This is a genomic window from Chryseobacterium oryctis (assembly GCF_025971925.1).
GTDB classification, from domain to species: domain Bacteria; phylum Bacteroidota; class Bacteroidia; order Flavobacteriales; family Weeksellaceae; genus Chryseobacterium; species Chryseobacterium oryctis.
Window position 1 is genome coordinate 120,244 of sequence record NZ_JAPDHV010000003.1, and the last position, 13,902, is coordinate 134,145.

General features: G+C 30.1%; 14 protein-coding genes. 8 read left to right on the top strand and 6 right to left on the bottom strand.

All coding sequences use genetic code 11. From position 1 onward, the window contains the following. Positions 1-93: 93 nt before the first annotated feature. Both OH806_RS07620 and OH806_RS07625 read left to right on the top strand, forming a co-directional pair. Positions 94-1,770, top strand: coding sequence for an APC family permease (locus tag OH806_RS07620; protein ID WP_264743084.1), 1,677 nt, complete (start codon positions 94-96; stop codon positions 1,768-1,770). 114 nt (positions 1,771-1,884) lie between these two features. After that, positions 1,885-2,214 (top strand): DUF962 domain-containing protein, encoded by a 330-nt coding sequence (locus OH806_RS07625; protein WP_264743085.1) that lies wholly within the window; start codon positions 1,885-1,887, stop codon positions 2,212-2,214. A gap of 28 nt (positions 2,215-2,242) precedes the next feature. Here the strand turns inward: OH806_RS07625 and OH806_RS07630 are convergent, their stop codons facing one another. The 3 genes from OH806_RS07630 to OH806_RS07640 all read right to left on the bottom strand — a co-directional run bounded on the left by OH806_RS07630 (position 2,243) and on the right by OH806_RS07640 (position 5,311). Beyond that, positions 2,243-2,713, bottom strand: a complete 471-nt coding sequence (locus OH806_RS07630) for a hypothetical protein (RefSeq protein ID WP_264743086.1) — start codon at positions 2,711-2,713, stop codon at positions 2,243-2,245. A gap of 19 nt (positions 2,714-2,732) precedes the next feature. Beyond that, the gene (locus OH806_RS07635; RefSeq protein WP_264743087.1) at positions 2,733-3,185 is read right to left on the bottom strand and encodes a lipocalin-like domain-containing protein; all 453 of its coding nucleotides are present in this window, start codon (positions 3,183-3,185) and stop codon (positions 2,733-2,735) included. 104 nt (positions 3,186-3,289) lie between these two features. Continuing rightward, entirely contained in the window at positions 3,290-5,311 is a 2,022-nt protein-coding gene (locus tag OH806_RS07640; RefSeq protein WP_264743088.1) for a hypothetical protein, read from the bottom strand. Positions 5,312-5,449: 138 nt separating this feature from the next. On the opposite strand from OH806_RS07640, the gene OH806_RS07645 reads away from it, so the two are divergent. After that, a complete protein-coding gene (locus tag OH806_RS07645) occupies positions 5,450-5,788 on the top strand; it encodes a DUF4377 domain-containing protein (protein WP_264743089.1) in 339 nt (112 codons plus the stop codon). A 37-nt stretch (positions 5,789-5,825) separates the two neighbouring features. Here OH806_RS07645 and OH806_RS07650 read toward each other — a convergent pair whose 3' ends face one another. The 3 genes from OH806_RS07650 to OH806_RS07660 form a co-directional block, all read right to left on the bottom strand. Continuing rightward, positions 5,826-6,761 (bottom strand): SPFH domain-containing protein, encoded by a 936-nt coding sequence (locus OH806_RS07650; protein WP_264743090.1) that lies wholly within the window; start codon positions 6,759-6,761, stop codon positions 5,826-5,828. 220 nt (positions 6,762-6,981) lie between these two features. Next, the gene (locus OH806_RS07655; RefSeq protein WP_264743468.1) at positions 6,982-8,337 is read right to left on the bottom strand and encodes a deoxyguanosinetriphosphate triphosphohydrolase; all 1,356 of its coding nucleotides are present in this window, start codon (positions 8,335-8,337) and stop codon (positions 6,982-6,984) included. Positions 8,338-8,424: 87 nt separating this feature from the next. Beyond that, entirely contained in the window at positions 8,425-8,760 is a 336-nt protein-coding gene (locus OH806_RS07660) for a DMT family transporter (RefSeq protein WP_264743091.1), read from the bottom strand. A gap of 775 nt (positions 8,761-9,535) precedes the next feature. Between OH806_RS07660 and OH806_RS07665 the strand changes: the two genes are divergently transcribed. From OH806_RS07665 to OH806_RS07685, 5 genes are all read left to right on the top strand, one after another. Next, positions 9,536-10,036 carry a MepB family protein gene (locus OH806_RS07665; protein ID WP_264743092.1) on the top strand — a complete coding sequence of 167 codons (501 nt, stop codon included), beginning with the start codon at positions 9,536-9,538 and terminating at the stop codon, positions 10,034-10,036. 40 nt (positions 10,037-10,076) lie between these two features. After that, positions 10,077-10,811 (top strand): AAA family ATPase, encoded by a 735-nt coding sequence (locus OH806_RS07670; RefSeq protein ID WP_264743093.1) that lies wholly within the window; start codon positions 10,077-10,079, stop codon positions 10,809-10,811. Positions 10,812-10,991: 180 nt separating this feature from the next. Beyond that, complete coding sequence (locus OH806_RS07675) at positions 10,992-12,095, top strand: hypothetical protein (protein ID WP_264743094.1); 1,104 nt, start codon at positions 10,992-10,994, stop codon at positions 12,093-12,095. A gap of 213 nt (positions 12,096-12,308) precedes the next feature. Continuing rightward, positions 12,309-13,124 carry a hypothetical protein gene (locus tag OH806_RS07680; RefSeq protein ID WP_264743095.1) on the top strand — a complete coding sequence of 272 codons (816 nt, stop codon included), beginning with the start codon at positions 12,309-12,311 and terminating at the stop codon, positions 13,122-13,124. 226 nt (positions 13,125-13,350) lie between these two features. Then, positions 13,351-13,794, top strand: a complete 444-nt coding sequence (locus tag OH806_RS07685; protein ID WP_264743096.1) for a hypothetical protein — start codon at positions 13,351-13,353, stop codon at positions 13,792-13,794. The last annotated feature ends 108 nt before the right edge of the window (positions 13,795-13,902 follow it).

Here is a 13,902-nt window from a genome sequence, read left to right on the forward strand (position 1 = left end):
TTCTTAACTTTTCACTAAGAAATCTTAAGAAAATCTAAATTATATCAGAGAAATAATTACATTTGTTTTTTTCAAATCAAATATAGGAATTGAATGAGTCAACTTTTTAGAAGAAAAATCTATTCAGGATCAGATACATCTACTGGTTTATTACGAGTTTTAGGTGTTTGGGACATTGTATTTTTTGGTATTGCGGCAATTATTGGTGCAGGAAGTTTTAGTAGTTTGGGAGAAGCTGTTTTCAGAGGAGGTCCCGGTGTAATTTTATTATATTTGATATGCGGTTTTGCCTGTGGTTTTACAGCCCTTTGTTATGCAGAGTTTGCTAGTAGAATACCTACAGCAGGTTCAGCATACACTTATGCTTACGCTAGTTTTGGAGAATTAATAGCCTGGATAATTGGCTGGGCTCTCATCATGGAATATTCTTTCGGAAATATTTATGTTGCTTTTTCATGGTCCGACTATTTCACAAGTTTTCTTGAACGTTTGGGTATGCATATCCCTGATTATCTAACCTGCAGTTACACAGAAGCCAAAAAGGCTTTTTTAAACGGTTCTGAGAATAAAGAACTACTTAATGCATGGAATACAGCTCCTTTATTAGGAAGTTTAAAGTTTATTGTTGATATTCCTGCTTTGGTTATTAACGGATTAATTACTTGGCTATGTTATGTTGGAGTAAAAGAAAGTAAAAACTTCAACAACTCTTTGGTAATTTTAAAACTGGCAGTTATTGTTCTCGTTGTATTGGTTGGTTTTTCATACATCAACACTGAGAACTGGACACCAATCAGTCCAGAAACAGGTTCACCATCTTTTATGCCTAATGGTTTTGTAGGAGTCATGAGTGCCGTTTCAGGTGTTTTCTTTGCCTATATCGGGTTTGATGCATTAAGCGTACTTTCAGAAGAAACAAAAAATCCTCAAAAAACATTACCAAAAGGAATGATTATTTCTTTGGTACTCTGCACATTTATATACATCGCTCTTACATTGGTATTGACCGGAATGGTTGACTACAGAAAGTTCGACGGAGTTGGTGATCCACTTTCTTTCATTTTTGAAAAAACGAATGCCAATGTTGCCTGGATGGAACTTACTGTTTCATTCATCGCAATCGTTGCCATCACAACCGTTTTGTTGGTTTTCCAGATGGGACAACCTAGAATTTGGTACGCAATGAGCCGTGACGGATTGATGCCTCAAAAATTTCAAAACATACATCCAAAATACAAAACTCCTTCATTCGCAACCATTATTACAGGTATTGTAGTGGGTATTCCTATTTTATTTACAGATAAAACATTCATCCTAGACTTTACAAGTATCGGAACCATCTTTGCCTTCGTATTAGTTTGTGCGGGAGTTTTGGTACTTCCGACGAAAGAAAAAATAAAAGGGCGTTTTCATTTACCTTATATCAATGGAAAAGTAATTTTCCCCGTTATTTTTATTGGCGGATTAGTAGCATTTCATTATTGGCAACCAGAGTTTTTTGAACATATATTGGATTGGAAAGATCCTAAAGAAGGGGAATTCAGAGCATCTATTTTCTTTTTCATTCTTATCAACTTGGTTTTATGCGTATTAACATTCATTAAAAACCTTTCTTTGATTCCATTAATCGGATTAAGTTCATGTTTATACCTTCTTACGGGAATGAGCCATGATAACTGGTTTTGGTTCGGATTGTGGTTTGCGATAGGTTTGGTTATCTATTTCTGCTATGGTTACAAGAACAGTAAATTGAATAAAAATTTAAACTAAACTATATATAAAAGATAAAATCATAAAAAGACAAAATTGTTATAAGCAATTTTGTCTTTTTTGTTTTGGCGAACTTATTGCTTTATTTCTCAGTAACTTTAAACTAAAAACACCATGTCTGAAAGAATAATAACATTCAAAGAGTTTTATCAGTTTTACCTTACCGAACACATTAAAACAGGAACAAGAATTTTTCATTTCATTGGAACTCTTTTGGTCTTTTTCGTTATTGGATATGTTATCAGCTCAGGAAAAGAGCGGTTTTTATGGTATGCACCAATTTTTGGATATAGCTTTGCCTGGTTTAGTCATGCCGTAATTGAAAGAAATAAACCTGCAACCTTCAAATATCCTATTTGGTCTTTGATTTCAGATTTTAGATTATTTTTTGAATTACTATTTGGAATACAGAAATTTAAAATCAAATCTCATTCTCAAAATTAAAATAAAGAATATAATTTAATCTAAAAATTTAGATTTCTGTTGACTTCTTCTCATTTTTCGTTTGATTAACAGTCTTAATTCCTATCCAAAACCCTAAATATGGAAAAAAAGTCAACAATACAGGAACAACTAATGAAAATCCTGAACCTTCCAAAGAATGAATGAATGGGAAAAAGTAACCATTATAAACAATCAATGCTAGAGTAAAAAGAAATGTATCGCTATTACCTGTTGATAAAATGTTAAAATTACTTCCAAACTGATCAAACATCCCAGAAAGAATAAATAAAAATACATTAACGAAAAACACCCACAAAACAGACCTGTAAGACATTCCTTTTCTTGCATTTAAATATCCAGCACCAATAATAAAAAAAGACATTACACATGAAATAATATAGTCTAAACTAGAAATATCTACTCCACTACCTGCTCTCGAAAAAAAATACAAAGAATATATAAACAGATTTATGAGATGAGCAATAGTAACATTATTCATTATTAAATCATTTGTATTATTAATACCTTTTTAGAATATTATAATGAATTGTATTCATCAATTTTTCTATCATATGATCGCTATCATTAATAGGCTTTGGAATATAGCTGGAAAAAGTAATAGTTTTATCATCATTCAAAGTTACTTCCACTTCTTCTAGAATTTTATCATCAATATAAAACTGAATTCTGTTTTCTACAACTCGCCAAAAAGAAAGTCTAGGCTCCGTTGCTATACAATTTCCTATACTTCCTTCTATATAATTATAAATCGCAAAACCATCTTCTCTTAGCGCATAATTTCTCATCAAACGACAATTATCGAAATCTTTGACAATTTTCTTTCCATTTTCATAAAAACCAGATTCTTGTAAAGTCCAAAAACCTGCCACCTCTTCCTTTGTTAACTTTTGAGCACCTACTAATGATGAAAGTATTACAACGAAGGTAAGGGATAAGACCTTATACACCATTGAAACAATATTTTAAACGAAGATACAATAATTGAATTTCACATCAAACTTGTAACGAATCGGCGGGGTTGCTTTGCAACCCCGCCGAACCCATCAATATTTTTTTATTTAAACTTCTTTTTAAAACTAAATTTCAGTCTGTTCATCAATCCCGGCTCAATGATATCAATCCCTAATCCGAAATTACTATCTGCAATTGTATGATGATCTTTTCTGAATTGTTCAAAATCTTTTTCCTCAATTTCCAAATTCACTAACGGATTGTATTCTATATATACCGTTCCTCCATTTTTATTGATTTTTTTACGGCTTTTATAATCAAAGTAAGGATTTGAGATTGCACTTTCCTGAATGGTATATTTCTCTTCAACATCAATTTTTTGATCAGTTTGAAGAGTAATTTCATACTTTTCACTATCGAAATTATGCCAAAACGGTAAATCTTTATGCACGAAATTCCTTGCATTTTCTTTTACTACATTTCGGTCAAAATACATCAGAAAACGATTTTTCTGAGGATCTACAAAATAAGGACTCTCAATTGTTGAGTGATACTGAATTTTAAATTCGTTCAGTTTTTTATCATCACTTACGATATCAATCGAAGCTTCTTTAAAAACATTTCTGAGATCTGTTCCGTTTCTATCATTTGCGTAATTAAGACTATAAAACAAAAAACTATTCCAATTATCTACAATTTCCCTTCTATTTGTATTTTTAAAATACCTTCTCATTGCATTGGCTCGATTTCCTCGATAAGTAGTTGTCAGCTTCAATTTCCCAGTTGTATTTTGAGCTTTAAATTCAACCTTCTCATCAATACAATAATAAGGGTATTTGTAAGCTTTTCTTGTTTGCAGTTCCTGATTGGGTTTTATTTCCAAATAATGCATAAAGTAAATAAACCCACGGTTTTCAAGCAATCCAAATTCATCACGAACCGTCGCATCAATAAAGTATTCCTCTCCATTATGATTAATTTTAACAATCACATGATTGAAAGTCAACAATGAAGGAAGATAATACTTAATGTAAAAATCGGTATGAAAATTAACCAAAACCACAGAAGAATCAACACCGATATAATCAAGAATTACCTTTAATAAAACCGATTTTGCCTTGCAATCCCCTTGCTTGGTTTCATATGTAATCGCGGGCTCCTGAGGTTTGTGACCATTCATTTCATCCGCATTGAATATATAGTAAATATTATTCTGAACAAATTCTATTGCAAACTGTATTTTATCCTCTAAATCAGGAATAGCATCTAACTTTTCAACCAAATTAGGAGCAAAATCAGGCAAAGATGATGTATTAAAAATCTCCTGATAAATTGGTGATATATAATTTGATAAATTGTTCCAATTATTATCTGTTGCGAAATCTATATAAGGGAAAATTTCGCGCCCGGTATCTACAGGGTTTATATATTCTTCTTCTTCAACAGAAAATTTTTCTCCTTTTTTCAAATAATTAATTTCAGGTTCCAAAACATTCCCCTGATCATCTCTGAAAAACGTTTTTTTATAAGCAATTACCTTATCTCTTTCATTAATAAAAGTAAATTTATAGCTTCCATAAGCCCAATAATTATCTGGGCTTACCCAAACATATTTTGAAAATTCCTTTCTTAAAAAATCACGCTCAGTAAAAATTTTCACACGAGAATCCTCCAGAATAAGTACATCATAAAGTCTTAAATCTTTAATAGTAATATTTATCTTTTTATTACTGCTCAAAATTCCCCCTCCACTTTGCCCTTCACTATCAAGAACCTTTATCTTCGTATCAGGAATTTTGTTTACCAAAACACCATCTCTTAAAACACTTATTCGATGTATATAATATACTTCATTTTCCTCAACAATAATATCGGAAACAGACGCCCTTTCAAGATTAGCAGGTTCATTCAGTGTATAAGCCATACAGGCATACTCGCTATTTTCTGTATTGCTGGTGTAATATTTTTTATCTAAAAAATAACAGTAATCTCTACCTTCTTCAATTTGTTTCTGTGAAAAATCAGAATCTTTTATTCGATTTATAAGTTCCTGGTCTCCAATATTTCCAGCCCAAACGTCCGGCTGCTGAATTTTATAATTTTCAACATGAATTTCATTTTCCATATTATATTTTACGATTTGTTTTTGTGATATTTTGTGCTTAATAAGGTTCAAATTAATTAATTTTAACTAATTAACAAATAAATTTCGCTAAAGATTTCGGCATAGCTATTGTTTTTAACATTTACAATTAAAATTATTATGAGTAACTTAAAAATCATACTTCCTATTTTAGCATTATTTACGATTACACAGTGTGCACCTTCTTCTGCTAATCCTTCTAATTCTAATGAAAAGACGTTTATTGTAGGTGCTGAAACAGCAGATTGTACAGGTATTGTAAGAATGAAATGTCTGCAAATCAAAGAAAATGCATCAGAAAACTGGTCAAATTTTTACAGTAATATAGAGGGATTCAGTTATGAACCTGGTTATGAATATGTTTTAAAGGTTAAGACCGAAAATATTCCTAATCCTCCCGCAGATGGTTCTTCCATAAAATACATCTTAATAAAACAGATTTCAAAAACCAAGAAATAAAAAACTCCCAAAAATTTGAGAGTTATTATTTTCAATTTTAATGTTCATGTTCTTTTGGAGGAGGTGGATATTTGCCTTTATTTGCCTCTCCTACAGTATTTGCAGTCGTCATTGCAACAACCAAATCGTTTAACATTCCGCTGGCTGCAGTTGGTGAATTGGGTAATAAAACCAAATTACTTCTATTATTCGCTCCTACCGAATGTAAGGTATCATAATGTTGCGTAACCACAATTAAGGCAGATGCTTCGTGAGAATTGATATCTACATTATTCAGCATTCTTACAGATTCTTCCAGACCTTTTGCAATTTCCCTTCTTTGGTCTGCAATACCCTGCCCCTGAAGCTTTTTTGATTCTGCTTCAGCTTTTGCAACCGCAACAATTCTAATTCTTTGAGCTTCTGATTCATATTCTGCTGCAGTTTTTTCTCTTTCAGCTGCATTAATCCTGTTCATGGCGTGTTTTACCTGCTCATCTGGATCAATATCTGTAACCAAAGCTTTAATAATATCGTAACCGTAGCTGTTCATGGCTTCCTGAAGCTCACTCTTTACAGCATTTGCAACATCATCTTTTCTTACGAAGACATCATCAAGTTTTAATTTTGGAACTTCAGCTCTAACTACATCAAAAACAAATGATGTAATCTGGTTTTCAGGATTTTCCAAACGGTAATACGCATCTGCAACTTGGTTTCTAATTACCTGATACTGAACCGAAACTTTCATTCTTATGAAAACATTATCTAAGGTTTTAGTATCAATAATTACATCTAATTGTTGAATTCTCAGATTTAATCTTTTCGCAATCTGATCAATAATCGGAAGCTTTAAATGAAGTCCGGAATGTCTTACAGCCTGTAATTTTCCGAAACGTTCAATAATGACAGCAGTCTCTTGCTTCACGACAAAAAATGAAGCAAATAAAATAATAAGTCCGAAGACTAAAATGGGAGCTAATACAAAACTCATAGCTTTAATTTTTAATGTATCTTAATAGTTTTATTTCTCGAAAACACCTCTCTATGTGCTTGTTTAAATATAACAAAAATAAATTTAAAATACATCATTATATATCAAACACATACAAAAAATTCAAATCAAAAAAAAATCCGCAGAAACAATAAGATTTAAAAACAAAAAAACTTCTCCAATAGTTGAAGAAGTTTATCAATATATTAAAAATAAAATATCACATTGTCATCCCGATATCTATTCCTTTAATTTTACGATAAAGGTCAGTTGCATAATTATCCGTCATTCCTGAAACAAAATCTATCACGCCCAAAACTTTCTGATAATCGGTTCCGTTTTCATAGATAAATTGTTTAGGAATCAGCTTTAATGCTTTTTTATCATACGATTTTACCTGATCTTCAGATTTTAAAATTGAAGGAATAAAATGGTCTAATAATTCATACATTACATTATAACCCGCATTTTCAATCTCTACAACAGCTTTATGATTATATATTTTTTCTTTAGAGAAAGATTCTATATCCTGCAAAATACTATTTTCAGATTTATAAATATCAAGAAGTCCTTTATCTAAATTCCCTTCAAGAATTGCATTAAAGTTATTTGTATAAAGTTCAACAGATTTATTAATTAATGCATTGATAACTTTCGCTCTTAAATAAGAAATTTGCTCGTTTTCATTAGAAATAGAATTTAGCTTTCTCTCTACTCTTTCTACATCATCCGTTTCAGACTTTACCAATTCAAAAAATAAATTTTTACAATCAGCCGTAGAGACAATACCCAATCTATGAGCATCTTCCATATCTATAATATTGTAACAGATATCATCAGCAGCTTCTACAAGCCAAACGAACGGATGTCTTTTGAAAATATAAGGTTCTTCACTTTCAGAAATCAGGTTGGTACCTTTTGCTATTTCAAGAAAAATATCTTTTTCGTTCTGAAAAAATCCGAATTTTTTTCTGTGAACAGTCCCTTTTTTCTTAGCAACTGCTTCGCAAGGATATTTTGCAATACTCGCCAAAGTAGTATAAGTCAACTGAATTCCTCCAGCATCTTTTCCTTGCTGTTGCTGAGCCAAAACTCTGATTGCATTTGCATTTCCTTCAAAATTCACCAAATCTGCCCATTCTTTTTCATTGAATTTTGATTTTAAAGCACTTTCATTTCGGTCAAAATAACTCGCAATGGCATCTTCTCCAGAATGTCCGAACGCCGGATTTCCTATATCATGACAAAGACATCCTGCTGCAATTACATTTCCTAAATTATGAAGATAAAAATTTCTTGAATCTTCAGTTAAATCATTTTTAAAATTATCATGAATAAATTCTCCGATAATACTACCCAAACTTCTTCCAACAGACGAAACTTCAAGTGAATGTGTTAAACGATTATGCACAAAAACACTTCCCGGAAGCGGAAAAACCTGCGTTTTATTTTGCAGTCTCCTGAATGCCGATGAAAAAATAATTCTGTCAAAATCTCTCTGAAAATCTGTTCTTGAAGCCTTTGTATGTGGATTGTTTCCTGTACGCTGATTGGTGAAAATCTGGTTTAAATTCATCATGCTTCAAAATTACTCCAATTTTTACTTTTATGGAATATTATTCTGGTTTTTATTAAAAGTCCAAAAGAATTGATTATGCTAAAATTAATGTCCACTCATTTTTGAAAACAGGTTAATCACAATTACTCCGATTACAATTAAGGAAATACCAATAATTGCTGGCCAATCGGGGATTTGCTTAAAAACAAAAACTCCTATAATAGTAATAGATACAATCCCCACTCCTGACCAAATCGCATACGCAATACCTATTGGAATCTGACGCAATGCAATGCTCAGACAATAAAACGACACCACATATCCTAATATTGTAAGTATTGAAGGAAAAAACTTTGTAAACTGTTCAGATTTTTTCAGAAAAGTTGTTGCTATAATTTCAAAAACAATCGCCAACGCCAAAAACAAATAACTCCGTCCCATATTCCGTATTTTACTCTATAAAAACAACCAAAGTAACTCAATTGTTATATTTCTTACATCTTATAAAAAAAAAAACAAATCTTTCTAACTTGAAATATACAAAAAAGCAAACTAAAAACATTTCACCTAATCACCAAACCGTGATATTATGCAAAGCATTTAATTCATTTTGATTTATTAAGTCCGAAACACAAAACAAACAAATATTATTAAATTCATAAAAATTTTCAAATAAATTAAAAATAATACATATAAATTTTCAAAAATAAATTAAATAAATGTAAACTAAATTTAACGAAAACATCACAAAAACACTCCATAACTAACTGATAAACATCATAAGAATTAACTTTGGCACGCCATTTGAAAGTCGTAATATTGCAAATGTAAAATTGATAATAAAAAATCAAATAATTAAAAAATCAACAAAATGGTAACTTACATCGGAATTGCAACATGTTTATTAGTTTTCGCTTCTTATTTCACTACTGTTAGAAGAGAAAGAAATTAATTAAGTAATATTTAAAGAATATTAGCTTATTGAGAAAATTTACTAATTCGTATTGTCTTATGTTTACAATCTAAATTCAGATTGTTCGCTCTTTTACTCAGCTGAGTAAAAGGGCAGAAAAACATAACGTAAGAACCTTCATCATTAACAAATTTTAATTTTTATAATAGCCGATAGGGTCGAACGAAAGTTCGGCTTTTTTTATTTTATATATTTCCGGTTATTTAATTCATAAATTTATACTCTTACCGTAAGCTTTCATCAATGATTAAAGAACTAGAACATCTTCAAAACTTAGTTTTCAGCGCATTACAATTAAATATCGCTGAACTACATAAAGATTTAGAGTGTGAAGAATATTTCGGATACAATTTTAAGCTTAATCAATTCAATATAAAATTCAGGAAAGCTAAAATTACTCCTAAAAAAACGGGGCAATTTGTAACTTTATGGAAAAGAAATCCCGAAAGTAACGAAACTGAACCTTTTGACTCAACAGATAATTTTGATTTTTATCTGATATTTACAGAGTCTCTAAACAATCAGGGCTTTTTCTTTTTTGATAAAAAAACTTTAATTCAAAATCAAATCCTTACAACACCATCAAAAGAAGGAAAGCGAGGATTCAGAGTTTACCCTGAATGGAATATCCCTAAAAACAAACAAGCACAGAAAACAAAAAACTGGCAGATAAAATCATTCATCAACCTTTCTGACAGAGACCATTCGGAAAAAATTAAAGCTATTGTAGAAACATCTACCTGAAAGATTAAAGCCTTATCTTTGCATATAATTGCCTCAAAACATGAATCTGTACAACCTTATCATTCAAGACAAAGAAGAAGTAACACTTAATGACGTTTTTCTCACACCGCACAATAAGGAGCAATTTGTACAACTCATAAAAGAACATACCTACATCAAAGAAATTCAGGAATACGGACTTCCCGTAAACAACAAAATCCTGCTTCAAGGAAGTTCAGGATGCGGAAAAACGATGACAGCAAAGGCAATTGCCAATGCTTTAGGTAAAAATATTATTATTTTAAATCTCAGCAATATTGTTTCATCGAGAATTGGAGAAACCTCACAAAACATAAAAATGATTTTTGACAAAGCAGCAAGAGAAAGATCTGTTCTTTTCCTTGATGAACTCGACCAAATCGGGAAAGCGAGAGGAAGCGACGACAAAGATGTGGGCGAAATGAGAAGGCTTGTCAACACCCTGATTCAGTTGATAGATTATTATCCTGAAAATGCTCTTTTACTTTGTGCAACCAATCATCCCGAAATTATAGACACCGCTTTGATAAGACGTTTCCAGCTAAAAATTAATTACGAAATGCCTTCCAAAAAATTTCTGGGTAGTTTTTATGACAATCTTTTATCAAAATTTCCTGAAGAATTACAAAATATTGAGAGAAAATATGATGTTTCCTTTGCAGAAGCCAAGGATTATGCTTTTACAGTTGTAAAAGCTGAACTAATTAAAAATTTAGAAGCAAAGGCTGTTAAAAACACAAATAAGCAACTAATTTAATCTATCAATTCTCACAAATCATTCTCTACATACAAACTCATTTATAAAATTTCACAGAAATTCGAATTAAAGTTGGTTTTTAATTATGGATTTATTAATTTTATGTTTATAGTTTGGATTGACGCATTGCGTTAATCGTGACGTTATGTGTAATACCTCGAGAGATACTCAATAATTCAAGTGAGTGAAATAGAAAATTATAAAGATATTCAAAACAATCCTTGTTGGGTTGCATTTCTTCATCCATATACTTTTATTATTCCTGATGATGAAAAACCTTGGGAAATTAGCCTAGAGCAAATAAATAATCTAACTTATAATAATGGAAATTTAATTCGTATAGTTTGTAAAATAACAATTCCAAACTCAGAATTACCTTGTTTAGTGTGTTATGATGGTGCTATTGCTATTCCTAAAAATAAAAATTTTAAATTAAAAGAAAATGCTATTATTTACTTTAGTGAATTTTTCACTAAGCTTATTCTCGCAGATTTTTACATTGAAGGATTAGACCAGAAAGATATTGTTTCTGGCAACTTAGATAACAATTGGGCAATATGGCCAACTAGTCTAGGATCAAGTTATATTTCAAGTTTACATTCCAAAATTAGAATGAAGGAAACAAGTAACATTGATACTATACTCTTAAGCAGCCCAAGAATTCTAAAAGTTAGCGAATTAAATGCAAAACTTAATATAGGTGAGCAAATCTTATCTAAAATAAAAAATCTTTCTCCTATTTTTCTTTTAAGAGGTTTTACTGAATATCAATATAAGAATTGGGATTTAGTTCTTTCTAATCTATGGATAACAATAGAACAATTAATTGATTCGTTGTGGGAAAATAAATTTATAAATATTGAAAAAAATAATCCTAATACCCCTATTAGTAATAGACTCAAGTCTCTAAAAGAAGATAATAGAACTTGGTCTATGAGTGTTAAACTTGAATTACTTTTTCAAAAAAGAATATTGAATGAAGAAATCTATTCCAAATTAACGGATTGTAGAAAAGTTAGAAATAAACTTGTTCACGATGGCAAAAAAGTAGAAAAAGAGACAGCTGAAAAGATTATTGATATCGTTTTTTACTTATTGAAAAAATCATCTAAAAAAATTAAACTCAAAAAAGAATCAATCCTACGAGATTTCGATTTTTCATATAAAAAGATTGATTTTTCTCCAAATTTTAATGCCTGGAAAAACTTACCAGATGAAAATATTATTGAACAAGCATTAGGAGAAAATATCACTAAAAACGCAAAGGTAAAAAACAAAAAATAAAGGTACTACACATAACATTGTATTGGCAAAATGGCGGTTTAAGAGAGATATTGAAAGTTTCTCCTTTTTTTATCGCAACAGCCTTTTATTATTTCCTTTTTTCATAAATTTAGAAAATAATAAAAGGCTGTTGCTTAGCTTAGTGCAAAATTGAAAGTTTAGGCTTTCTAATCCGCCATTATCGCCAATACTTTTTCCGTTATACGATATTTTATGAAAGACATCCTATCGTCAATTTTCGAAACAAATAAAGAAAGGTTAAAGAATCCAATTATTGGATCTTTTTTAACATCTTGGATTTTAATTAATTGGAAACCTATATTAATTTTAATATTTTCAAGCAAGAATATTGAAGATAAAATTAAATTTATAACTCTTGAGTATAATAATATTTTCAATATATTAATTCTACCATTATTATTTTCCTTTCTGTATATTATAGTATTTCCTTATTTATTAATGTTTATAGATAAATTAACGAAAAAAGCAACTGAAGGAAGAAAGAATGAAGCTTTAAATTTAACAATTTTAGATGTTAAGAATAAACAAAAATTGGCGGAAGAAGAAAGTGAATTAGAAAACATAAAAGCTTCTTTCAGAGAAAAGAAAGATTTAAACAAGAAAATAGAAATATTGACAACACAACTTGATGAAAGAGAAAATTTAATTGATATATTAAATAAAGAAATTGAGAATTTAACAAATATATCTACTAACAAAAATGAATCTTTAGAGCAAAATGATTTGTTAGAAAATGAATATCGTAAATTTAAAGAAACCTACGAATTTGTATATTTTAAAGATATTGGAAAAGAAATAAGTTCAAGGAGATATTTACCAGACAATATTGATATTTTGGTCGTTGAAAAATTCAAAATATTAGATATAATTTTGGAAACAAGAGATGATGAAAATCAAAGAAGCTACTTTGATTTCACTGAAAAAGGTAAATATTTTTGGAAACGATATCTTCTCGGAATGAGCATTAAGAAAAAAGTTTATGATGAAGATGATGATTTACCATTTTAAAAAAACATCGTATAACATAGGTTTTGCAAAATGCGGGGTTAAGTCATTGATTGAAATCTTGTCAAAATAATCCGCAACTGCTTTTCATATTGTTTTTTTCTCTAAATTAGACAATCTGAAAAAGCATTTGCTTCGTTTCTGAATTCTTAAACTTCTTGTTCTTCGAATTCCCACACTTCGCAAAGCCTTTTTCCGTTAGCCGTAATTTCAAACAATAATACGTTTAATGAAAGAAAGTGTACCAAAAACAAAAATTGAGTTGAAAAATTGGATGGAAAGCAATTGTTATGATTTTCGTGGATATTCAATAGCTGGAAATTCTATTTCAGAAGGATTCGGGATTGAAGAAAATGAATCCTCATATATTTGGTATTACACTGAATACGGGAAAAAGGAGAATTTAAAATATTTCAAATTAGAAAGTGAGATAATCGAATATGCATTCAATCACATAAAAGCAGATAAATGGGCAAAAGCAAATTGTATTGGATTTGGAACTGACAAAAACGAAAGTATCAAATTAACCGAAATTCTAAAAAATATGAAGATTGATTATTTTCAAGACCAAATTCCATTTACAGACGAACCAATTTTTAGAACCTTCGTTTTTGGATGTGATATAAAAAAAGTATCTTTTTTGAAAAATGAATATTATCATTCATATAATTAAAGAAACTACAGCTAACATTGTATTAGCAAAATGTGGGCTGAAATGCAAAATACAAACAAAACCCTCTCAGCTTTGAGAGGGTTTTGTTATATATCAATAAACTTTTTT